The 23,069-nt window shown below is 48.6% G+C and carries 14 protein-coding genes and 1 riboswitch; of the genes, 7 read left to right on the top strand and 7 right to left on the bottom strand.

Features of this window, described 5'->3' with window-relative positions; translation table 11 throughout:
• The first annotated feature begins 74 nt into the window (after positions 1-74).
• Positions 75-1,508, top strand: a complete 1,434-nt coding sequence (locus BDT_RS05250; RefSeq protein WP_015090224.1) for a methyl-accepting chemotaxis protein — start codon at positions 75-77, stop codon at positions 1,506-1,508.
• Positions 1,509-1,511: 3 nt separating this feature from the next.
• Here the strand turns inward: BDT_RS05250 and BDT_RS05255 are convergent, their stop codons facing one another.
• Positions 1,512-2,375: a LysR family transcriptional regulator gene (locus tag BDT_RS05255; protein ID WP_015090225.1), complete on the bottom strand. Its 864-nt coding sequence runs from the start codon at positions 2,373-2,375 to the stop codon at positions 1,512-1,514.
• Positions 2,376-2,461: 86 nt separating this feature from the next.
• Between BDT_RS05255 and BDT_RS05260 the strand changes: the two genes are divergently transcribed.
• Positions 2,462-2,782, top strand: a complete 321-nt coding sequence (locus tag BDT_RS05260; RefSeq protein ID WP_015090226.1) for a hypothetical protein — start codon at positions 2,462-2,464, stop codon at positions 2,780-2,782.
• On the opposite strand, the gene BDT_RS05265 is transcribed toward BDT_RS05260, so the two are convergent.
• Both BDT_RS05265 and BDT_RS05270 read right to left on the bottom strand, forming a co-directional pair.
• Positions 2,779-4,602, bottom strand: coding sequence for a hypothetical protein (locus BDT_RS05265; RefSeq protein ID WP_235046272.1), 1,824 nt, complete (start codon positions 4,600-4,602; stop codon positions 2,779-2,781). The two genes, BDT_RS05260 and BDT_RS05265, sit on opposite strands and share 4 nt — an antisense overlap.
• A gap of 105 nt (positions 4,603-4,707) precedes the next feature.
• Positions 4,708-8,763, bottom strand: a complete 4,056-nt coding sequence (locus BDT_RS05270) for a tail fiber domain-containing protein (RefSeq protein ID WP_015090228.1) — start codon at positions 8,761-8,763, stop codon at positions 4,708-4,710.
• Positions 8,764-9,128: 365 nt separating this feature from the next.
• On the opposite strand from BDT_RS05270, the gene BDT_RS05275 reads away from it, so the two are divergent.
• Together BDT_RS05275 and BDT_RS05280 are read left to right on the top strand one after the other, a co-directional pair.
• The gene (locus BDT_RS05275) at positions 9,129-9,893 is read left to right on the top strand and encodes a M48 family metalloprotease (RefSeq protein WP_158320225.1); all 765 of its coding nucleotides are present in this window, start codon (positions 9,129-9,131) and stop codon (positions 9,891-9,893) included.
• Between the two features lie 114 nt (positions 9,894-10,007).
• Positions 10,008-11,075: a branched-chain amino acid aminotransferase gene (locus tag BDT_RS05280; protein ID WP_041577094.1), complete on the top strand. Its 1,068-nt coding sequence runs from the start codon at positions 10,008-10,010 to the stop codon at positions 11,073-11,075.
• A 158-nt stretch (positions 11,076-11,233) separates the two neighbouring features.
• A riboswitch (cyclic di-GMP riboswitch) is annotated at positions 11,234-11,319 on the bottom strand.
• A 428-nt stretch (positions 11,320-11,747) separates the two neighbouring features.
• On the opposite strand, the gene BDT_RS05285 is transcribed toward BDT_RS05280, so the two are convergent.
• The 4 genes from BDT_RS05285 to BDT_RS05300 form a co-directional block, all read right to left on the bottom strand.
• Positions 11,748-12,542, bottom strand: a complete 795-nt coding sequence (locus tag BDT_RS05285) for a hypothetical protein (protein ID WP_041577096.1) — start codon at positions 12,540-12,542, stop codon at positions 11,748-11,750.
• A gap of 179 nt (positions 12,543-12,721) precedes the next feature.
• Positions 12,722-13,585 (bottom strand): transglutaminase-like domain-containing protein, encoded by an 864-nt coding sequence (locus BDT_RS05290; protein WP_015090232.1) that lies wholly within the window; start codon positions 13,583-13,585, stop codon positions 12,722-12,724.
• Positions 13,586-13,624: 39 nt separating this feature from the next.
• A complete protein-coding gene (locus tag BDT_RS05295) occupies positions 13,625-14,716 on the bottom strand; it encodes a DUF3943 domain-containing protein (RefSeq protein ID WP_235046273.1) in 1,092 nt (363 codons plus the stop codon).
• 146 nt (positions 14,717-14,862) lie between these two features.
• Entirely contained in the window at positions 14,863-19,122 is a 4,260-nt protein-coding gene (locus BDT_RS05300) for a tail fiber domain-containing protein (protein ID WP_015090234.1), read from the bottom strand.
• A 217-nt stretch (positions 19,123-19,339) separates the two neighbouring features.
• On the opposite strand from BDT_RS05300, the gene BDT_RS18940 reads away from it, so the two are divergent.
• From BDT_RS18940 to BDT_RS05315, 3 genes are read left to right on the top strand one after another with little or no spacing between them, the layout of a single operon-like run.
• A complete protein-coding gene (locus tag BDT_RS18940; protein ID WP_015090235.1) occupies positions 19,340-21,175 on the top strand; it encodes a methyl-accepting chemotaxis protein in 1,836 nt (611 codons plus the stop codon).
• A gap of 3 nt (positions 21,176-21,178) precedes the next feature.
• Complete coding sequence (locus BDT_RS19175) at positions 21,179-21,544, top strand: hypothetical protein (protein ID WP_041577098.1); 366 nt, start codon at positions 21,179-21,181, stop codon at positions 21,542-21,544.
• A gap of 2 nt (positions 21,545-21,546) precedes the next feature.
• Positions 21,547-22,995, top strand: coding sequence for a hypothetical protein (locus BDT_RS05315; protein ID WP_041577100.1), 1,449 nt, complete (start codon positions 21,547-21,549; stop codon positions 22,993-22,995).
• Positions 22,996-23,069: the final 74 nt, after the last annotated feature.

Genomic DNA, 23,069 nt, shown 5'->3' on the forward strand with positions numbered 1-23,069 from the left:
AACCTTATCTTAGTGTAATGAAGTTTCCCGAATGGTGGGCCGAAGAACGCTGCACTTATATTAAGGGAGCGTTCATGAAACAACTGAGTTTAAGTCAGAAAATGAGTCTTATCGTGGCCATCCTGTGCGCCGGTATCGTGGGTGTTGCCGGAGTCGGACTGTACAATTTAAATCGTGTCGGGGACGTGGTCCGCAATGTTACCGATGTTCAGTTTAAGAGCGTTGTTGAAGCCCTGAATCTGAAAGATGCCTTCCATGGGCAGATGATTTATGAAAGAAACTATGTGCTTTTCTATGACAATCAGGAAAAGCGCGCTAACAATTCGTCCCAGATTAAAAAGCTCGACACTGAGATTCGTGCCATCGTGGCCGGCCGTATGCAGATCGCAGATCAGACAGAAAGAACCAGTCTGGAAAAGTTTCTGGCCACCTACAGTCGCTGGGCGGACAACGACCTGGAAATTCAAAAGATCATGGCTGATGCTGAAGGCCACAAGAAAGCTCTGGGGCTGATTTCCTCGGTGGGGCGGGACACACGCTTGGAGGGTGACAAGGCTTTGGATGAAATCCTGCTTCATCATCAGGCGCAGCTGGAACAGCAGAAAAAGCAGTCAGCTGAAGCTATTTCCAGCACCTTCCAGATTCTGATCTGGACCGGCAGTGCGGTGATATTGCTGGGAGTCCTGCTGGCGGCAATGACCTTGCGAAAGATGTCTGCGGCCATTAGCAGTGTTCTTCGCAACTTGGGTGAAAATGCCTTTCAGGTTAACCATACTGCGACACAGATTGCGACGGCTTCTCAGGGGCTTTCTCAAAGCGCCACAGAACAGGCATCTTCATTGGAGGAAACTGTGGCCACTATCGAAGAGCTGACGGCCATGGTGCGGATCAATGCTGAAAACGCGGCCTCGGCAACCGATCTGGCCGAAGGCGCCCGTCGAAGTGCGGAAGACGGCGAAAAGAAAATTCAAGGTTTGCTAGAGGCGATGAAAGTCATCGATCAGGATTCCAAAAAAATCCAGGAGATCACCAGTGTGGTTGATGATCTGGCTTTCCAGACCAATTTGCTGGCACTGAATGCTGCGGTTGAAGCCGCTCGCGCTGGTGAACAGGGCAAAGGGTTTGCGGTGGTCGCCGAAGCCGTGCGCACACTGGCGTTGAAAAGTAGCGACGCGGCCAAGGATATTTCGAATCTGATCAGTTCCAGCGTCGAGCGTATCCAGGCCGGTTTTGAAAGGGCGAACGAAAGTGTCGAGTCTTTGAGTGAAATCGTCGGCTCGGTAAAAAAGGTTTCAAGCTTGAATTCTGAAATCGCCAGTGCCACCAGTGAGCAGTCCAATGGTATCACCCAGATTGGCAAAGCCATGAATCAGCTCGACACGGTCACGCAGGAAAATGCCGCGGCTTCCGAACAAGCGGCGGCGTCTTCCCAGGAATTGGCGGGGCAGGCAACCGTGCTAAACAAAGTCGTGGAAGAGCTTCGTGTGGCCATCAAAGGCAGTGCTTAGACCTTAGAAGCCCTGCTGCGCCAAAGATTTGATAAAGATCCGGGCGGGTTTTGCCAGTTGGTGCTCGCCCAGGTGAATTAAATAAATCTTGTAGCGGATCTTACTGGCCCAGGGGGTTTGTTCTTCGGCGGCTTTCAGGCCGCTTTGGTTTTCTGCGATAAAGTCCGGGACAAATCCCACGCCCATGCCCAGCAGACTCATCTGGCTGATGACTTCCCAGTTTTCCACGGTGAGGGCGGCTCGGGCGTCGCTGCCGCTATGCCGACGCCAGGCTTTTTGCAGCTCGGGCCAACCGGGACTTTCCTGGGTTGCTAAAAAGCGCGGGGCCGCGGGCCACTGGGAGCCGGTGCGGATCACACAGGTGAAGCCACCCTCGCCCAGCAGGCGGTGTTCAAACCCGGGCAAGCGGTTTTCCTCGATGATAATTCCCAAGTCGGCTTTGCCATTGCGAATCAGTTCGGCGATCTCAGGGACGGAACCAAAGTGAAGTTCGGGCTGAACTTCGCTATGGGCTTTCATAAATTCTTTCAGGCGGGCAGGCAGAAGATAGTGGGCCACTGCGCTGGAAGTGGCAATACTCAAAGAGCCTGTAACAATTTCAGATCGGCCTTTGAGTTCGGCTTTTAAATCCTCAAGTTGGGCAAGAATTCCACGGGATCTCTCCAGCAAAAGGCGGCCTTCTTCGGTCAGCTTGAAGCGATTTTTGGTGTGCAGCAGAAGCTCACATCCCAAAGTATCCTCGAGCTTGCGTATAGCCTGGCTGATAGCCGGCTGACTGACATTAAGGACCTTGGCGGCGGCGGCCAGGCTTTGTAATTCAGCTGTTTTGGAAAAATATTTCAAATGATAAATATTCGGCTCTGACATAATAAGAATATCTTATTATTATATTCATAATTATTCAATTTCGATTGTGACGCTTGTGCATTATAAGGGCCTCAAGAGAGGTTCCTATGACTAAAGCTATTCTGTCCTTGTTTGTGATTTTGTCTTCTTCAGTGTCCTTTGCCGCGCCAAGTTGCCTGCTTGAAACCAAAAACGCACTGCGCGCTGAAGAGTTGGTTTTGGAAGTGAAAGAAAACACGGATCTGGCCGCTTATGTCCTGCGCACTCAGGAAGAGGGCTTTAATGTGTCCGTGGTTTTGGTTGATGGTCGTTATATCGCGAACATAGTCAAAGGCGACAGCTCTGCCAGCACAGTAATTGAAGGCGATCTGGAGCTTTCCCTGAAAAAAGGCAGTGAGCGTCTGAGCGTGTCCTGCCCGGCGAACTAATTGTTCTGAATTGTCATCAGCAGAACGGCCTTCTTGATCTTTTTGATCGAGGCGTTCTGATCTGGTGTTGCGGTGGCGTTGCGGATTTCCCAGCGGCGTCCCTGATACAGATAGTACAGATAGTCCTGCAGATTTTCCTCAACGATGGCCGGGTGCTGCCAGGCCACGTTGCGCAGGTCTTTTAAAAGGTCCGCACTGAAAGCCAGGGTTGCAATCGCAGCCGACTTGGGATCTTTCAAGTCACTTTTTTCCATTTTATATTTATCGATAATCACCTGAGGAATGCGCTTGATCTGGGTCGGTCCGCGGCTGTTCTCATCTGTGTCCAGACCGTTGCCTTTCAGCAGGGCAATCACCACCGGGGCCAGTTCTTTTAAGCGGTACTTCCAGTTTTTTCCATAGTTGGTTTCTGGCGCCATTACCGCAAAAGCAAATTCTGCCAGCATATTGTATTCATCGTCCTCGATGTTCAAAAGTCCCATCAAAGTGGTTTTTTCGTCCTGCAGGGCCTGAGCATAGTTTTGTGCAAAGCTGTCGTTCAAATCCACTTTGATTTGAACTGTCTTAAAGGCACGGTTCATCGGGCTGTAGTTATAGGCCATGCGGTTGCGGAAGACTTTCGCCGCCCCAAATGTCAGGCGGTGATTGCGGATACGGAAGTGGTGGTCCGCAGTTTCGGGCAGGACATACACGACCATGTCGCGGGAAAGGGATGCGCTGGTTTTAAATGCGGCCCGGATCTGCAGATCACGTTCAGCCTGCAGGAAGACAAATCCATCTTGTTGGGTGGTAAAGTGATAGATGCCTGCACCACCAGAATTCAATTCATCACCCGGATACGTTTCGATCGAATTGCGGGACAGTTCCTGACCATCAGCGCGGAAGAACTGAATTAGTTTTTCTTTTTTGTTAACAACCGCAAACGGAGCATCCCCGTAATTACCGTGGAAGAAACGGATGACCTCCAGATTGTCCTTGCGATTGATTTCATGTCTTTTGCCGATGTAAGTACGGAAGTCTTCATTGGCGTAAGCTTTCAGCGCAACCGGGCGTGCTTCGCCCAGACGCAACTGCTGACTCGGCAGGCGTAAGGCGGGAAGCTCGACCAGAGTATCCTGATTCAGCAGGACTTTGCTTCCGGCGAAACGGGTGGCTTGTTTGTTTCGCAAGGTCAGCCAGAAATCTTCGCGCAGTTTCTTTTGCAGGGTTTGTTCGGTGATATTGGTGCAGTCTTTCCCCAAAGCGCGCAGACTGACGGTGTATTCCGCCACTGTTAGATGGCGGCGTTTGTCCAAAGCTCCGGACAGTTGAGCCAGTTGACGGGTCAAAGAAAGACTGTCCAGCGCAGGCCAGTTCTGGCTAAGCCACAGGGCTTCGACTTCGGCGGTGTTAAGATGGATCTCGCCCATGTGGCGGGCCAAAGCGGCGACCAAGGCCACATAGGCATTGGGCAGGCGCAAAGAGGATTTCCAGTAATCGGCTTTTTTAATGATTTGCAGGAACGCCTCATAGGAATCAGCCTGGGCAAAACGCGTGTATTCAGCTTTGAAGCTTTCAGTTTGTTCCTTGGTCAAGCGCAAAGACAGGGTGTGGGCGTAGGACTCAACCGTGTTCAGGTTTTCAAGGCTTAGGCGCTGAGCCAGCTTCAGGAACGCTCTTTGGTAGAGAGTCCCGGTCAGCTGGGGATGCAGAATTTCTTCGTCTTGAATGTCTCGAATTGAGACAAATGGTTTGGCGCAAACGTCGGTTGCGGCCCCGGCGATGACAGGGGAAAACACCAGCAGACTGAATAGGAATGCAAAATAACGACGCATGGGCATTGACAGAGCAAATCCACGGCCATGCTGGATTGAACGCAGAGGCTATTTCACAGGGCTTTTGGTGTTTAAGGACTGAACAGGAGCCTTTGCGGGGCTCCTGGCGGGTTATTTGCGGCAGACTTTGGCTTTCGGATTCACTTCGCAGACGGCGTCTTTCAAAGCCTTGTTCTGTTCTTCCAGGGACTGAACCTTGTGAACCAGAACGGCATTGTTTTCTTTGAGTGAGGCAATTTCACGATCCTGTTTTTTGTTTTCAGAAATCACGATCTGATAAAGCTCTTTGATGGAATTAATAATGGGCGCCACCAGCTTTTGATAGGCTACGGATTTGGTGCCGTCTTTATCGGTGCGTACGACTTCAGGGAAGACTTTTTCCACTTCCTGTGCGATCAGACCGATTTGTTTTTCTTTGTTTTCCGGATTTTTCCAATAGTAGCTATAGCCATTCAGTCCCAGAACCTTTTGCAAACTGTCCGGTAGGATTTGGATGTCAGTTTTCAGGCGGGCATCAGAGGCTTCTGTTAAGTTTCCGGCGATCCACATGTTGCCGTTATAGTCGACATAAAACTTCTGTGTGCACGTGCCACTTGGGCAGTGATAGAACTGCGCGATGTGGGAAGCACTGTTGCCATGGTGAACCGTCAAACCCCTTTTGGTGGCGTGGTTGTTGTTGATGTTCAAAGCTGAATCCGAGCGCGACAGCAGTTCGACGTAGGATGAGCCGTCGTGGATGTATCCAGTCCCGCTGACGTGCAGGGGATAAGCTGGATTGTTGGTGCCGATACCCACATTACCCGCGTTCGAGATGCGCATCACTTCCGCCGTCGTCGCAGCCGAGCCCGCAGTTACAGTCTGTTGAGCACCAGTATAGAAGCGAATACCATCCGAACCACCGACATTAATCGCAGCGCGGAATAAGTTGGTGGAACTAGAGGAGGAAAGGAAGCTTCCTAGCGCACCAGATGGGTAAACGCCATAACCAATGGAAGGTGCACCACTAGAGAATTCAGTACCGATATTTGTTAAGTTGCCGCTGGAATAGTTGTCCACCAGTATCAGACTGCCGGATGTCGCCGTAGCGCTACCAGCTTTGATCGTTCCGCCGCTGACATCCAGTTTCTGCGCGGGATTGGTCACACCTATACCCACGTTACCAACGTTGGATATGCGCATGCGTTCAGCACGCGTACCGCCCGTGGCAAAAATAATATTACTGTTCCCGACAGACATACCCATACCATTTGCGGGAATACCGTTGACGGCGGCCCCAGAAAAATTCACCCCGAGCCACAATCCGCCAAAGCTTGAATTCAAAAGATCCAGGGATGTTACTGAAGAACCGCTGACTGCGATTCCATTCGTGGCATCCGTGTTATTACCCACATGCAGTTTATAGCTGGGGCTGGTCTGCCCAATACCAACATTTCCATTGGAATGGAGACGCATGCGTTCTGAACGGGAAGCTGCGCCGTTGACGGTGGTTTCAAAGATCATGTAAGTGCCGCGAGTCGAAGTCGTGTGGTTTTGGCCAGCACTGACTTCAATGGCCGAGTTTGTCGTGCCCGTGCTGGTGCCGTCATGAGCACGGAAATAGAAGCCACCCAATGTATCGCCTGAAGTCACTGCGCTATTGGAAGCCAGTGTGCCGCGTGTGCGGGTCATCATCATGGCAGAACCATCGTACTGACCATCGGAAGAATGCCACAGGCGAGCTTGGAAGGCGTCAGAACTTTGGATGTCCAGATTGAAGCTTGGCGAGGTGGTCCCGATACCGACTGCGCCGCCATTGGAAATGGTCATGCGAGGCGAACCGTTGGTTTCAAAATTCAAACCATAGTTGTCGTTCGTGCCCAATGTCGCCGCCGCACCGAAGCTGTTGCCGCCATTGGCGAACAAGCTTGTTGCAGAATAACTGGTACAACCCATGACACCCGAGGCATTAAACGTGATTGTCTGGCCCACGGCACAGGTGAATGGAATCACGGCCGTGCCAGTGCCGTTTGAAACCAGCAAACGATCGGCAGTGATTGAGGTCGCGCCGGTACCACCTTTAGTAACAGGAACCGCCGAAGGGAAGTTCGCAGGATCAGCACTGATGGTTCCTGAAGAAACCGCGATACCAGAACCCACTTGCACGATACCTTTGGTAGAGGTCGTGGCGTTATCAACTGAAATCACCGGAGTCGTTGTGCCCGTAGCAACTTGAACCGGAGCCGTGCCAGAAACGCTGGTCACGGTGCCCGTGGTGGGTGTGGCCCATTTGACCCCTGCAGTGACAGCGCTGTCAGCAGTCAGGACTTGTCCATTGGTGCCTGCTGGCAAACGGATGTTATTGGTCGCATCACGAACCAGAATATCACCTTTGCTTGTCAGCGGAGAAAGCGCATTGAAGGCACCCAAAGCAGTCGTTGTGCCTGTACCACCGTTGGCGATCGGTAAAGTGCCCGTCACATCCGAAGCCAGGTTGATCGCAGCACCACTGGAAGCCGCCGTCAAACGACCTTGAGCATCCACCGTGATGGAAGCACGAGTGTAAGAACCCGCAGTGACTGCGGTATTAGCCAATGAAATAGTGCCAGTGGAAGAAATCGGACCACCGGAAAGTCCCGTGCCCGTTGCGATGTTTGTGACTGTACCACCGGAAGAAGTATCCGTGTCTGTTCCACACTCCCAACGGTTATTCGCCGTAACCCACTTCAGAACCTGACCGTCGGTACAAGCGGTATTATTCGGGCGATAGATAAAGTATTTACCCGCACCGTTACCGACATCACCGACATCCAAAGTCACAGCGCCCGTGCGACCCGCAACAGTAGTCACTGGGAAGGCGATATTCGCATTGGATGCCGCCGTCAAACGACCTTGAGCATCGACAGTGAACGTGCCGACTTGCGTGGTCGAACCATAAGAAGCCGCGGTCACCGCAGTGTTAGCCAATGAAATAGTACCAGTCGCCGTGATCGGACCGCCGCTCAAACCTGTACCAGTCGCGATATTCGTAACTGTACCGCCCGAGTTGTCGTTGTTATCCGCAGCCGGAGCCCATTTCGTGCCGTCGTATTTCAACACTTGGCCTGCAACCAAACCAGTTGTATCAACAGTCACACCTTTGATTTTATTCACTGAAGAAGCGCCAATCGTGCCGCCAACATCACCCGCCAAAGACACATTGATCGGCTGACAGCTGAAACCTGCAACGGCGTTCCAGTACATGGTTTCATGAGCGGCGCAGCCTGCGTTTGCAACAGCCGCGCTAAATTCAGCATCCGTCATGTAAGCATTCAAAGTCGCGGCAAGACCCGTCACATCACTTTGTGCGATGGCTGATGGCGTCCACGCCGTGCCGTTGTATTTCAAGAAATTACCACTGGCCGGAGCGGCATTGGAAACCGCCGTGCCCTGGATTTTTGCCACAGAAGGATTTGGATAGGTGCCGTCAAGATCCCCAGCTGCAGCGCCGGATGGAGCACGCGCATCGCTGAATCGGGCATCGTTACCTGCTGCCACGGTGCCCGCTGTAGTGCCGACATTCAAAGTCAGCGCAGGAGTGGAAGTGCCGTTAGCAATCGTAATATAGGCATTAGAAGAAGTGACATCAGTGACTGTACCACCATTGGCGCCGCTGATCCCGGCACAAGTTAAAGCAGTTCCGTTCCAAGTCAGGAAGGTCCCGCCCGCACACGTCGGTAAACCGGCTTTCAGCAGGAAGTCATCGACGATTTTATCACCCAGGGATTCTGCGGATAGGGCATAGGCAGAAAAAGGAACAGATCGGATTTCATTGGATGGGGAAATAACCTTCCAGCCCACGCCATCGTGGAACTGAACTTTTAAAAGTCTGGTGTCCCCGGATGCCGCCGTGTAAGTCGAGCCACCCGAACAGTTGTGCGCCAAAGAATTTTTAAAGGCATCCAACATCTTAAATGTCGGGGAGGCCGGGAACAGCTTCGTACCGGAACCGATCGGCACATCAAACACACCTTTGGAGTTTAGCATGTTCACGTCGTCAACCTGTTCGCGATAAATGACACAAGTTCCGGTAGGGTTCGTGATTTCAAACAGGAAGCTGACGTGAGCGTACTCCAGCGCGGTCCCGTCGGATTTGATAATCCGGCCCTGATAGGTCAAAGAGTTAGGGGACCCATGGCTGACAGCAGCCATAAGAAGGAGTGCTAAGAATGAGATCAGTGACGTTCCATTTCTCATGTTCTTCTTATCGGTTTCTTGACCGGAAAAACGAGTTTTTTACAATGAAGATTCGTTAATATACGAGAATCATTACTGGGAGGTTCCTCGAATGATTCGTAATGAGACGATTCTTCCCCAGGTCGCAAGGTGTTGGTCGGGGGGGCGTTTCCTTGCTGTCAAAAAGTAAAAAAGCTTGAACTTTTTGCTCGGGCATCCGGACACGAGCAGAGTTTAGTCACTGTTTCAATTTCTGCGAGGTTTGCGCCTCTAAATGCTAGGAGTGAGGTGGCATGGATTTGGCAGTTAGATGCACTGATTAGGAGAGTCTATTTATGCTTATGCGCTATCGAGTAATTTTCGTTGTGAAATGTGTCATGGTAGTCTTGATGGCATATCAAGCGCGAGCGTCTGTATCTCAATATGTTTCGCCAGACTATTATTTGGGGCAGCTGGTTCTAGGAGTTCTAAAAGTTGCGGCTAAGACCGGTTATCCGCAATATAGGGAGGTTGATGCTCCAGATCTCAAACTTAAGGTGGATGTGGCCTTGAAGAAAATCTACAAATATCCAGCATATTCATATCGTTACGATAATGTTTCAATTTCTATCATCGAAGGTCTAGAGGGAGAACCGAATGGCTTTGGGTTTGGGAATAATATATTTTTGACCAAAAGTTTGGTGAGGTCCCTTTCTTTGAAGCACCTAACTGCGGTAATTGCGCATGAACTGGCTCATTTAGAAAAAAGTCACAATATGCAAAGGGCTCCACTGCCGATTACCACTGCGGCATATCAATTGAAAAATATTTATGAATCGGTGAAGGCTGGCACATGGCCCCGGGAACGCGATTTGGTAGAGTCTATGCAAGAGCTACTCTTTACAAGTAGTTTGGCGATGGAACTCCAAGCTGATTGCATAGCGGCCAAACAATTGGAATATATGAATCGGTCGGGGCTTTTGAACTCGGCAGAGGATTTGAACGGTGCTACTAGTGCTTTGATGGGATTTGATATCACTACTGATCAATCAGAAGACCCTTCTGCGATTCGGGCTCGAGCGCTGTTGAACAAGAGTTACGAAATGGATTCCTGTGATATCTTCTAAAAAACGATGATTTATATAGATTTTTCAGTGTTAACGCAGGTTTTCTGGCCTATTAAATGGTGAAAAGAGTAATCGAGATTTGACCTATCGCTCTATGTTCGATAGGTCCTTTCTATGACCACAATTAAGAAGAATCTAACGAACACTCCGAAAGCCCTTCCGCCCTCTGATCAACTTGGATTCGGGCAGCATTTTTCTGACCACATGTTTGTGGCCAAGTACACTGAAGGTAAAGGCTGGTCTGAAGCCAGCGTGGTTCCCTATGGGCCGCTTTCCTTGGATCCTGGGGCTTCTGTGTTCCATTATGGTCAGGCCCTGTTTGAGGGCATGAAGGCCTTCCGCAAGGCTGACGGCGAAGTGGTTTTCTTCCGTCCAGAGTTCAACTATCACCGTCTGGCTGAAGGCGCAGCCCGCCTGTGTCTGGAAGCTCCTCCACTGGAGCTGTTCATGGAAGGCTTGCACCAGTTGGTGGCGGCCGATGAGCGCTGGATTCCGAAAGAGCCGAACACATCCCTGTATATTCGTCCAACTCTGATCGGTTCTGAACCGTTCCTGGGGGTTCGTCCTTCCCGTGAAACCATGTTCTTTATTTTACTGTCTCCGGTGGGTTCTTATTATTCTGAAGGCACCAAGCCGATCAAGATTTGGACTGAGGAAAAATACCTGCGCGCAGCCCCAGGAGGCCTGGGTGCGGTGAAGGCCGGGGCGAACTATGCCAGCAGCCTTAAGGCCGCTTTGGAAGCCAAGAAAAAGGGCTATGCTCAAGTGTTGTGGCTGGATGTTGAACATCAGGGGATCGAAGAAGTCGGCACGATGAACGTGTTCTTCGTCTTTGATAACGAGATCGTGACGCCGGAATTGAATGGCAGCATTCTGTCAGGTGGAACCCGCGATGCAATCCTGCAGCTATTGCGCTCTAAAAAACTGCCGGTGGTGGAAAGACGTATTACCATCACGGAAGTGGTGGAGCGTCTGGCAAAAGGCGAGTTGAAAGAAGCCTTCGGCACCGGTACGGCGGCAGTGATTTCTCCGGTGGGTGTTTTGCACTATCAGGGGAAAGACTGGACAATCAACAACAACGAAAACGGACCGCTCAGCACGCAGCTATACAACGAGATCACCGCAATCCAGCGTGGATCCCAAGCCGATACCCTGAACTGGCTTGTTCCTTTGAAGAAGTAAGTTTTTGCGGATTTTGTCTTAAGAAATTCGTTCGCCAAAAAAAGTGCTAGCGAGGAATCGTCAGTGATAACTCGCTAGCTAAGGGGAATGAAACCAATCCTTGTATGTATTTGTTCCTTCCATATGCACACCTCTGATTCCTCAGGTGACTCATGACCTTTGGCAGCTGGCTGGCATGGTCCGAAAGACCGACACCCCTTTAGCTTTGCGTCCCGCCGTTTCCGACGGTTTGCCTTGAGGCAAAGGAAGGATCTATATCCTAACGAGTATAACCCTAGGAACCTCCTTATGAGTTATTCATCAGATCCAACCAGTCCATTCTTCTTTAGAGAGGCATGAACCCAACCTCTTTGTAGTAATCCTGGTGACGCATCTTCACTTCAGTTCGTCATCGTGATGTTCATGTGTTCTCATCCGTGTCCTCCTTCGCTTGGCCCAATCTAAGCGTTCACTTACCCGAGGTAAGTCTCCCGAGCCTTGTGGTTTCAACAAAATCAGGATAGCTCGACCAAAGTTTGATTTTCAAGGGGACCACATTCGATTCTCAATTTACGTCAGATTTGCGTATCAGCGTGGGAAAATAGACGGAGATTTGTTCAGACTTGAAACGGAATGAATAGTAAAAAAAATGCCCCTAACGGGATGTCAGAGGCATTTTGCCTAACTTACAAGTTATCTTGTTACACCAAGAAGGACTTCCAAGCGTCCTCGGCTGCCAACAAGGCCGGTACTTGTGACTTCCAATTCAATTCTTTGCAAACGAATTGCATATCTTGGGTCGAGTGCAAAAGATCTGTTGGCGTTCGCGCCGACAGATCCGACTAGCTGGCCTAGTTGGATCGAGTAACCTGATGCAGTAACACCGCTTGCACGAAGAATTCGTACTCCACTTCTTTCCGTTGCCAAGCGGATCTCTTTCACGGCTTCTCTGGAATTGACGCTGATAACGATTCTTTCCACAACCGCTTTAGGGGGGATAAAGGTTCCGGCATTGATCCATCTTTGAGTTTGCCCCACAACATAGTCTTGAGACGATTGATTTGGTCGAGATGGATGAGACGGATGAGACGGACGAGGCGGCTGGGATGGTCTCGAAGGGTAAGAAGGGTAGGGTTCTGGGCGTCGATCTCGATATTTAGAGCCTGTCGCCGCCAAACAAGAAATCTTCCTGCTGTCGACGCTTTCATCTCGGCACTGGTTGATCTCAAAGGCCTCATATGTTTTGTCAGCAATGACTGAAATACAAAGCAATTTTTTTGAATCGAAGTCGAGATTGTTGCATACGTTAATTGCCTTAGTGTCAAAATATTCTGACTGGTAAGATCTTACCATTGCAGCGCACTCACTTTTTTTCGAGTCAAAGTCCAAAGTGCTGCAGATAGCGCCGGCATCTCTGAAGTCTCCGGCATACGCGATCGAGGACACTGTTACGTAGCCCAATATCAAGCCCAATAGCTTTTTACTCATATCATTCTCCTGTTTGTATTTATGGCTATCTCCCGGCATGGGAAATACTTGTTTAAAACCACAGGCACCCTTTCTGCGAAAAGTAGGCCATCTTTTTAGTGGGTGACCAGGTACTGAAGTTCAGCAATTTCTTCCTTTGTGAATACAATATGGTCATCACAAAATGGTGTCCGTCATGTCTACTCGGGTTGCTCAGTTTTCACTGAGCGTAGGCAGGTCTGGATCTCTCTGCACTGTTTGGCGGCCTTGATGCGTGTATCATTTTTAAGGCCACTAAATCGTGGGAAGACCGGGCTGAATCGAGAATACCAAGTGGTGTCCAGATCCATATTGTTAAATCCCTGTAGCCGACCTGAGAGGTCATATTGAGGAAGATGAACTCGAACCCAGGCATGCCCGCCGGCGTCGGGGATAGTTCCTAAAACGAATTCAGAACTAAAATCAAGGGGACCTAGGGCAGAAGATCTGGAACTTGGATGTCTCGCGACCTGTATCAAGCTCCATTGTAGCAAAGAAGCAAAATGTCTGCAGACACCAGCGCTACCAGTCTTTCTTGCCGTATTCAGCAAGTTGCTTGGCGTATATTCTCCGAAGATGTATCCCGATTTAAGGGAGTTCATTCCGTTGGAATCGTTGTCATACGATCCTTGATTTCTTACAACGAGTAAGTAAACTTGACGGATACGTTCCAAGGGATCTGGGATGCTTTTAATCGTTTGTAGTTTTTGTGCGTATTCCATTTGCCATTCGTCGCCTTGAAGGCGATCAAAAGCACCGATGGCTTGTCCATACACTCCGAATCCAAATTTTGCCATGAACTGATGCCCAAGCGATTTGAAAATTCCGATTTTTTCCGTCAGTCTGGGATCGTCAAGTTCTTCGCAAGCACTCTCTAGCATACTGGCTTTTGCAATAGGGCTAACAGAAATTTTAGAGAAGTTCTGAAAGAAGGGAATGGCTTTTTCAAAGCAGGTGTTCTGCTCCTGTGCGGAGGCTGATTGAACTAGAAGCATCAAAAAAACACTGTGTAAAATTAGTTTCATATAGGCCCTCTGTAGTCGTTCCTGTTTTATTCAAATTTGTCAGAATTTAAAACGTAGTTCCAAGCCCCAAAAGGGCGTGTATTCCATTGGTAGATCTTTGCTACGCACTTTTTGACGTCGTACAACAATGCTGGCGCGTGCGTTTTTGATAACGGTGCTTCCTAAGAGATTATTTAAGTTTTTACTAAAGGCTTCTACGGGATTAAGCAATATAAGCACGATCGAACCCAATTTTTTCGAACCCCAAACCTTACCGTTATTAAGTTGAATTTCCCTCTCGGCAATGTAAAAGACTTCGCCCATGATAGAACCAATAATCGGAGTGATTAATAGATCCTGAATGGACGGTGTCTCTGCCAAAGCCTCGATGCCGTATTCCCAAAAGAAGGTCGACATAAGAACTGAATAGCCGAATGACTCCATAGTGCTTAAGTCGTTGTGTCTGGCGACTTGATAATATATTGCGCCAGAATATGGATGGCCCAAGTAGTTAAGAGCCCAATTGTCTTGATCCATTACGGGGCCATTTCTTATATTTTCTTGGTAGTTCTTTCCAAGCTTCTTCATTTTGTCCTTGTTCCATTTGGTAACACTTTCTGGCATCATGTACAGAAGACCTGCCACCCCGGCGGCCCCGAGGGCCATATTTCGCGTGCTAGTGTATAGATTGCTTTGATCGGAAGTAAGATTCCGTAGGTCCATTTCCTGGTGCCATTCGTCTTCATCTGAGGCACGTAAGACAGTTATAGAGGCAAATGGACGGGTATCGTCACGCAGGCATAGGTCACGCGGGTCATTGAGCGTTTGTAGGTCTCTGGCATTCAAGAGCTGATGCTGGATAGCCAGGCAAGTATCCTGGTCTCTTGTGTCAACCACGATCAAATGGCCTTTTGCGATATGGCGCTGACGACGGTGTTGGTTTCTTTCGAACCGATTGATATCGTCTATTGTGAAATAGCGTGAGTAGGGGCTGGAAAATGAATCCGCTGCAGTACGGCCTTCATAGTAAGTTTCAGGCGCAGATAGGGTCGCTAAGCTGGATATTTGAGCCAAAGCAAGTTGTGGCAGGAATATCGCCATTCCAGCTACGATATTGAAGAACCTAGACATCATTCCGCCCTTGCTTTCCATAAATATTGAATTCATGGAATAAGAACAAGCAAGATTAAGGCCAATCTTCAAGGGTAGACATGGCGGACACGAATATAGAGGAAAGACGCTCTACTTGGCTCGATGGGAAATCGGAGGCGCACCAAGTAGAGCATCGGTAAAGTAAGCTATCGACAGATGCTAGCGTGAGGGTCTTTGTTGCAGAGATACGACTTGATCTCTCTATTTTCCAGAGACAGTCGTTCATTTTCAATCTTCAACAAGTTTAACTCGGACTTGTCGACTTTTTGATCAAGTTGATGATCATGTTCTAGGAACTTACTATAAAGTTCTTTTATGGCGGCAACTGCGACAGAAACGATCTTTCCATATTGCACGGACCGGTAGCTGTCTTCGCCAATATCAACGACTTCAGGGATTACCTTTTCAACTTCTTGTGCGACAAAACCGATCTGATGCTTTTGATCAAAAGATTTGGTTCGGTTGTTTGTCTTGTCCCAGTCATAGAACACTGGGCGCAGGCGGGTGACTATGTCCAATCCCTGGGTGACAGGTGTAATATTGGTTTTTAAGCGCGCATCCGATACTGTCGTATAGTTGACCCATGAGCCATTTTGATAGAACTCAAACAAGTTGGACGTGGAATTGTAGCGAACCATCCCGTTGACTGTGGTTCCAGTGAACGCTGGTGCGCGTGGTACGATAATGGCGCTCGTCGTGGTGCCCGTATCAATCACATCAAGTCTTGCGGCCGGAGTTGAGGATGTGCCGACTCCGACGCGCCCTGAGGCTGTGAAGTCGATTTGGCGATCACCATAGGCACTGGCGAATCCAACCAGCTCCATTCTGCTTCGTCCGTTTAGTTGATTTGGACGATAAGTCAAGAACGCGTGTTCGGCGTCTTTTCCAAAAAAGGTGATTGAACCGTTGTAATTAGAATCCGATGGTGTTGCGCGTGTTAGGGTATCGCCTAATACCATTGAAGACTGGGCTATGCTAAATGGTGATTGAAAGGCTTGGCCTACGTGAAATTTAGCTTGGGGATTGCCAGTGACAATACCAATGCTGCCGCCGAAATAGTTTTTAGTACTGGTATCTGATTGATAAATGGACCAACGGTCTGTAATCGTTGTCGCACTTCCATTGGGACTATCAATTTTTAGATCGTATGCATTGGTAATTGTGCCGGACTTGAATTGAGGCGCAATTCGCACCCCAACAGCAGTGGTCGTTTTTGGAACTGCGGCCGGATTTCCATCTTCGTGTCCATAGTAGATCAATGCTCCATGCAGAGTTGCAAGATTCCCTGAATCGGTTGTTCCGGTATAGCGATTTCTAGTCATCATTGTGTAAAATCCGGCAGCAAATTGACTGTGTGTCACCCCCGCTGGTATGTCGCTCGCAATGCCAGTAGCAAGTCCGATTGTAGATCGACTAGAATCACTTTGGGGAGCTAGAGTGCTATAAGCAGATAGGGCGCTTGAGGCCCCTGCTGTGGTGTCTGTGATATGTTTCAGGATGCCGACGGATGATTCGGGGCTAGCGCTATTGAAGCCTGAAAAGGCACTAGGAAAATCCGTTGTGCTTCCAAAGAGAGCGTTACCCATAACATGAAGGGTTTGAACAGGAGCATCGGTTCCGACTCCCAATTTCCCCGAGCCATTGATAGTTACCGGGGTCGATACATAATTTCCAGCCGCGTTAAAGAGATTGAAATCAAATCCACCCGCGCCGGCGCCTGGGGCATTCATGAAGCTTGTTTTTCCTGATCCCGATGTCTGATTCCAAGTGACATAGCCGCCTTGGACGGGAAGAGTGGTGGCAGACATGACTGCACTACCTACTTTACCGCCGATGCGAACGGCACCTTGATTGATATCCAGTCTCGCTGATGGGGCTACCGTCGTGCCGATACCAACATAGCCATTGCTATCGATGGTGACCGCACGACTGATGGCGCCGCCGGCCGCGGTGTTGTTCGTATAGAAGTCCATTGATGTGTTGTAGGAATTGTCCCGACGGAATGCGATGGCGGCTCCGCCCCCGCCCATGGAGCTCCATGTGATGGCGTCCTGCGAACTATTTGGTACGCTTCCTTGGATATTGATACCGTTGCCGGTAAAGGCGCTGATGTTTGTTTGGGCGTTTCCGTTGGCGACGGAATCACCTTTGATTTGAAATTTGGCCGTCGGAACTGCTACACCAATTCCGACATTGCCACCAGTCGGCGCAAACGAAATCGTACCCTTGGTTGAGTCCGTTGTTGAATCCAGTGTCAGTGATCCACTCGGAGCAGCACTTCCTGAAACAATAGGAGAAGTGATCTGGGTGCCGGCAGAGATCGCGCCTGACGAGTAGATATTTCCTGAGGTGCCAAGTCCGCCATTTACGATCAGTGCTCCAGTTGACGGGCTTGTCGAAGGGGTATTTGAGTTTACAACCACAGATCCTGTAGGTGTCAGAGTAATATTGCCGGGTGCCGTTATTGTGCTAGCATTGTCGATAGTGCCAGCGGCAGTACCTGTTGCCACGACTTTGCGTGAAGCTGTCCCATTTGTGATGTAGAAGCTGGTGCCGTCGTATTCCATAGCGCCCGCCTGGGGCGTTGTCGTTAGTGCTCCAGAAGTAAGCTTCAAAGGCGCAATAGCGGTACTTCCGGCTGCTAGATGGAGCTTGGCATTCGGCGTTGTGCCGATGCCTACGTTACCATCAGCATCGATACGCATTCGTTCTGTAGCCGAAGTGGCTCCAGTGGTGTTTTTTGTCGCTAAAATTAAGCCACCCTTCGTGCCAGTACCTGAACCGTCGTCGCCTGCATGACTTGTATACGCTGAAATATATGCTTGATTGTATTGTCCAGTGTTTGGAGTTTGAGAAGTTCCAAAATAAATACGGCCACCATCCCCAGAACTGCTCCCATTACCGGAACCAGTTCTTATATAACCAGAGTTCACATCTAACGATGTCGTTGGAGACACTGTGCCGATACCGACTTTACCGTCTGGAGCAAACACCATCTTATTAGACCACGTACTGCCATTATGGTAAGAAAACATTAAACTATTCGGTACATCTTTACGATGACTGATCAACCAATTCTTACCTACTGCTTCATCTGATTTTAACTCAAGAGTAGCGTATTCATTGCCACCAGTTCCTTCAATACGCAAAGTTGCGGCGGCTCCAGGAGCATATACATGAACTGTCCGATCTGGATTTGCCGTTCCAATACCAACATTCCCAGAGACTCGAGTGGCATTGGTTCCATCGCTATCCCAGATTCCGACGGTATTTGCGAAGGCAGATCCCGAGAGATTTGTGATCGACTGGCAAGTAAATTGATCTGTGCCGGAGTTCCAGCTTAAAGTTTGTGTGGCAGTACAGGCAGGAGAAGCAAATAGAGGGGGATTTGAAACCGCAGACGATTTCAAATCAGCGAGAGTGATCATCGCCGGTGCCCATTGACCGGCTGAGTATCTAAGAATCTGTCCCAAGGCAGGACTGGTCGTGTCGACTGCGACGCCCTGAATTTTACCCACGGAAGTCGTGCCGACAGGACCTGTAACATCCCCGGCTAGGGTAATGCCGGAAAGGTCTGGCGCGGCAGGGGCGGACCAAGAAGTAGTTGTTCCGTTAGTTGAAAGAAATTTTCCTGCGTTTCCGCCTTGTGATGGCAGCAGATTTGTAATTGCAGCTGAAGCACTCGTAGCACCTGTACCACCGTTTGCAATAGCAACAGTTCCGGTAACATTATTGGCCACTGTCGCAGAAGCTGCGGTAGTAGCTGAAGGTGCGATGAAAGTGTTGGCCATAATTTCGGCGATGATTGTTTCGATATTTATTTGTGTAACTGTGGCGCTGGTTTTAATAAAACCGTCGGCAGTAAAGCCTTGAAGCTTGTCCGCATCCTCTGATTTCACTGCGAAGGGCACTGCCTTCATTGAAAAGTCCGCGACCAAGTCTTGCCCTTGAATGTTCATACGAAGTCTAAGTTTTCGACCGTGGCTAGTGCTGGGATTGTATGTTTGCCCGTTGATGAATGCATTTGTTGTCGCATCAGTGACACACTTGAGATTCGTGCGTGTAGTGCTATTGTCCATAGCTTGTTCTACAGACAAAACCGGAGATGGATTCAAGGCTGTTGCCGTGGACGCAGTGCTGGCGCCCACAACCAGTGTGACATAGCCATTGTTGACATTAATATTAGAATGCTCCTCTTCCCTGAGGACGCAGTTCGAGACAGGATCAAGGATTTGAACAGTCGCCGTCAAACCGGCTGCGGTGGGATAGGTGTTCGCGGGGGACTTAATGCGTGCATGAAAGTTCATCCCTTTATGTGCGTTGGCTACCTGAGAAGCCGTACACAAAAGCAGGCAGGGCAAGATGATGCTTTTTGAGAATCTTAGAAAAGTGACGAAGTTTTTCATAATGTTCTATTCGGTAGACAGAATCAGCCAATTGAGGGAACGGACTTATTTGTATTGCTAAGTGTTTCCGACCTGCACGTACTCTTTACGGGAAACATGTGTGCATCTTTGTTATTAGTTTTTGAAAGTCCAAGAGTTCACCAAACGGCCAGCTAATGTCTGTTAAATTGTCTTAACGGTAATACTTCCGTACATTGGTTGAAGGTAGGAGGTCTTCATGAAAAGGCTGCCGTTGAACGTTCGGTTGTTTTTAAATATTCTTGCTTTCTCTGTTCCAATTATTGTTTTGACGTATCTTATGTTTGAATCTGAAACGATTGGTATCGATTTTGGGCGCAAGGAATCTCTGGGAAATCAATTGCAAAAGCCCTATGAAGTCTTGATGCAGGCGACGGTCATGGCAAAGCTAGCCGATTCATTCAAAGACCCAGCATATGCTCCGGCAGAACTCAAAGAACTTCAGGCACAACTTGAAAGTAAGATGAAAGAGCTTGGTTCGATATTACAGTTCACCGAGCAAGAACTTGCTGCGCGTAAGCGACAAGGCGCAAGCTTGGAAAATCTATTTCACGCGCTTTCCGAAGAAAGATGGGACGATGCCATTGCATCGATTAAGTTAGGTATCAGTCATCTCGGCGACACATCAAATTTGATTTTAGATCCAGATCTGGACAGCTACTATTTGATGGATATCACTCTGTTGGCATTGCCCCAGATGCAGGATCGGATTCAGAATATTCTGGGTGATAGATCTCTATTTGTTGCCGAGGGGGCTTTGTCTGAACAAGCGAAAATTAAGGCAGCTCTTTATGCGGCGATGTTAAGCGAATCAGATTTGAATCGCATTGTGGCTGACAGTCAAACGAGCTTGAATGAGGACGGTAATTTCTATGGTGAGATGCCTTCTTTGCAGCAGAATTTGCCAAGAACAATAGCGGAACTTCAAGCTAAGTCCGAAGCCTTTATTGCTATATTAAATAAAGTTTCTCGGGGTGATAAAGTAACGGAAGCTGAATTCACGAATTTGGGGACCGCAACTCTAAAGCAATCTTTTGATACTTGGGATGTGGTCTCTTCAGAGCTGGGACATTTGCTTGATCGCCGTGTAACCGTAATGGAAGATCATCGCTTGAAATCTCTGGGAATGGCAGGGATGGCCTTGCTATTAGCGATCTTATTTTCAATTGTAGTAGGGGTTTCATTGAGCCAAAGTATTCGGGGGATTCTTGATTCTGTACTAAAGCTTAAAACAGCATCCAAGTCGACCTTGGAAATTGGAACTCACTTAAATACTATGTCTCGTGATGTGTCAGCTTCTACAACCTCACAGGCGGCGTCTATTGAAGAAACTGCAGCTTCGATCGAGGAAATTAACAGTATGGTTCGAATCACCGCGGACAGTTCTCGGGAAGCCTTAGCTCTGGCGCAAATGACGAATTCAGCCGCAGCAAAAGGCGAGGGTGCTCTTACGACGATGTTGAAATCGATGGGTGAAATATCTGCGTCGTCAAAGTGCATCGTTCAAACTATGGCGGTGATTGACGATATTGCCTTTCAAACCAATCTTTTGGCCTTAAATGCGTCTGTAGAGGCCGCACGAGCTGGAGAGCAAGGAAAAGGATTTGCTGTCGTTGCAGAGGCAGTAAGAAGTCTGGCCCAAAAAAGTGCACTCGCAGCTAAAGAAATCAACGACCTTGTAAAGAACAATGTCGTCGTAATTGAAAAAGGCGGACAAGGAGCCGATCAGTCAGCGGCATCTTTGCGTGAAATTATAGGATATGTTCAAAAGCTAAGCCAGTTGATTAATGAAATTGCAAATGCCACGAACGAGCAAGGTGCAGGTATGGCTCAGATATCTAAAGCTATCAATGATATTGAACTAGAGGCCGGTCGAAATCAGCAAGGCGTGGCCACCTTTCAGGATTCGGCGGAAAAGCTAGTTCATGATTCTTATCAGCTAGATGGAATCATTAGTATTCTTGAGCGAGAAGTATTAGGTGGTAAAAAACCGCCGGAAATTACATCGAAGGTGCCAATCGTTTTGGTGGGGTAACTCATGAGATCTTTCATATTCTTACTTTTGTTCTCGAACTCGTGCTTCGCCAAAGAGATAATTTTAGATAGAACTAACAATATGGGAATTCGAAAGATCGATCTTCTAAAAGAGACAAAGGGCATCTATTTATTTAACGGCAAATCCTTAGGGAATCGTCTGCCGCCAAAGGTGGAGGCATCTTGGCAGGCTGTTGAAAGAGGCCCAAAGCTGCAAAAGAGAAAGGCACGTTGTTTTGCGGGAACCTATATATACATAAACAAAACCTCAGGATCCGAATACCGCCGGCAAGGATGTGCCGAAGGCCCAGGCTATGGAAGCTTGGTGCAAAGCCTCGAAGAAATTCGCAGGCATGCCAAAGGAAGATAGTGATGAAGTACGTTGTGTTCATGGTGATTTCAGTATTTGGCTTTATTGTATCGGCACAGGTGGATCCGACGGTGCAAGAAGCTATAGCAAAGATTGAAAAGGTGCGCCGGGCGCTGAAGATATCGGCATCTCAGAGCGCTCTTTGTCAGACTCCGATATCCCCATCCTGTACCTTTGAGGGCTATTGTGGACAACTTATAGATAAGGCGCAGGACTTCTATTTGTATCAGGATGCCGAAGGGCGGCAGATTCCTAATTTGAGTATGAGTGAATATTTAGGTTTTAGTGAGCACTGTGTTGATGTTTTTCCTCAACATGTAGTTTCGGATCCTTTTGTAGATGTAGAGCAGTTTGTCGATGTAAAGGCGGCCGGTGGGATAAAACAACTTCGCCGAAATAAAGAACGTCTGAAGAAAGAAACCGCACGCACGATGGCGGTTCTGGAAGATGCCCGCAGCCACGTCATTAAAGTTTTAGAAGGTCGGAAGAATGCTAATAACGCAAAACAGATCGACAGTTTGATAGCGAGAGTTAACGCTGTAAAGTATCGACCGATTAAAGCTACGGGATCGTATACAGATATTATTTTGGATGGCTGCGAATCCGCGAATGCTTACTATCGTCGCGATGCTAACTCCATTACAGTTTGCCCTCAGATGATGAATCTTCCGGAAGGAGCTCTTTTTTCGATCTTGGCCCACGAGTTAGGCCATGCGATCGATCCATGCGTATTGCAGTTTGACTTTGATTCCAAAGGAGCAAAGTACCCAAAATCTCTTAGATCTGGCGTGCAAAGGAAAAGCAAGACGACCCTTCCAGCGGTACCGTTGTCTCAGAATCCATTTGAAAACATTATTTCATGTTTGCAGTCTCCACAATCTATTGCGGTTCAGGTTCCTACAAAGCAGGCCTTATTGAATGAAATAAATGCAAGAGGCGTAAAATTGAGATCAGACATTGGAGACGCTTCGAGTGAAGACGGCTCTGTGCCAGAACTAACTGAAGAAGCAAAATTGATGTTGGCTGATCAGCGGAAGCATATCGAAGAAAATTATGAACGTTTCAAGTACTGTCGTGAAATGAGCGGGGTCGGTCACATGCAAGAGGCCTTTTCCGATTGGATTTCCACGCAAGCTTTGGCAGAAAAAGTATCTAACATTCAGGATTCATCCAAGTCGCGGGATTTTGCCTTCGCTTCTGAATCGTTATTTTATGCAAGCGATTGTGAAAATATCCAGCAGGTGGCCAAGAGTAAAGTGTTGGGGGCTATTGAAAAGTGTCCTGGTATTCAGGATATGTTGAACTACCTAGAAGAAGAAAATAGATTGAGCGGTGGAAAGTCCAGTCACCCCGATCCAGCTCGCCGAATAAATCGCATATACTACGCCAACACTAAGATTCAGAAAGCTCTTGGATGCCAGGGTGGCAACGACGCCCAAGAGTGTAACTGACGGCATCATCGACGACCCAGACATGACGGACACCGTGTGGACGTGAACAAAGTATAATCAAATTTCTATCGGCT

Origin of the sequence: Bdellovibrio bacteriovorus str. Tiberius (genome assembly GCF_000317895.1) — a bacterium.
Lineage (GTDB): Bacteria > Bdellovibrionota > Bdellovibrionia > Bdellovibrionales > Bdellovibrionaceae > Bdellovibrio > Bdellovibrio bacteriovorus_F.

Bases quoted from the DNA above. Each gene is read 5' to 3' on its own strand.
- BDT_RS05290 (WP_015090232.1), bottom strand. From the start codon at position 13,585: ATGAAACTAATTTTACACAGTGTTTTTTTGATGCTTCTAGTTCAATCA.
- BDT_RS05255 (WP_015090225.1), bottom strand. From the start codon at position 2,375: ATGTCAGAGCCGAATATTTATCATTTGAAATATTTTTCCAAAACAGCT.
- BDT_RS05260 (WP_015090226.1), top strand. From the start codon at position 2,462: ATGACTAAAGCTATTCTGTCCTTGTTTGTGATTTTGTCTTCTTCAGTG.
- BDT_RS18940 (WP_015090235.1), top strand. From the start codon at position 19,340: ATGAAAAGGCTGCCGTTGAACGTTCGGTTGTTTTTAAATATTCTTGCT.
- BDT_RS05315 (WP_041577100.1), top strand. From the start codon at position 21,547: ATGAAGTACGTTGTGTTCATGGTGATTTCAGTATTTGGCTTTATTGTA.
- BDT_RS05285 (WP_041577096.1), bottom strand. From the start codon at position 12,542: ATGAGTAAAAAGCTATTGGGCTTGATATTGGGCTACGTAACAGTGTCC.
- BDT_RS05250 (WP_015090224.1), top strand. From the start codon at position 75: ATGAAACAACTGAGTTTAAGTCAGAAAATGAGTCTTATCGTGGCCATC.
- BDT_RS05270 (WP_015090228.1), bottom strand. From the start codon at position 8,763: ATGGCTGCTGTCAGCCATGGGTCCCCTAACTCTTTGACCTATCAGGGC.
- BDT_RS05275 (WP_158320225.1), top strand. From the start codon at position 9,129: ATGCGCTATCGAGTAATTTTCGTTGTGAAATGTGTCATGGTAGTCTTG.
- BDT_RS05295 (WP_235046273.1), bottom strand. From the start codon at position 14,716: ATGGAAAGCAAGGGCGGAATGATGTCTAGGTTCTTCAATATCGTAGCT.
- BDT_RS05265 (WP_235046272.1), bottom strand. From the start codon at position 4,602: ATGCCCATGCGTCGTTATTTTGCATTCCTATTCAGTCTGCTGGTGTTT.
- BDT_RS05280 (WP_041577094.1), top strand. From the start codon at position 10,008: ATGACCACAATTAAGAAGAATCTAACGAACACTCCGAAAGCCCTTCCG.
- BDT_RS19175 (WP_041577098.1), top strand. From the start codon at position 21,179: ATGAGATCTTTCATATTCTTACTTTTGTTCTCGAACTCGTGCTTCGCC.
- BDT_RS05300 (WP_015090234.1), bottom strand. From the start codon at position 19,122: ATGAAAAACTTCGTCACTTTTCTAAGATTCTCAAAAAGCATCATCTTG.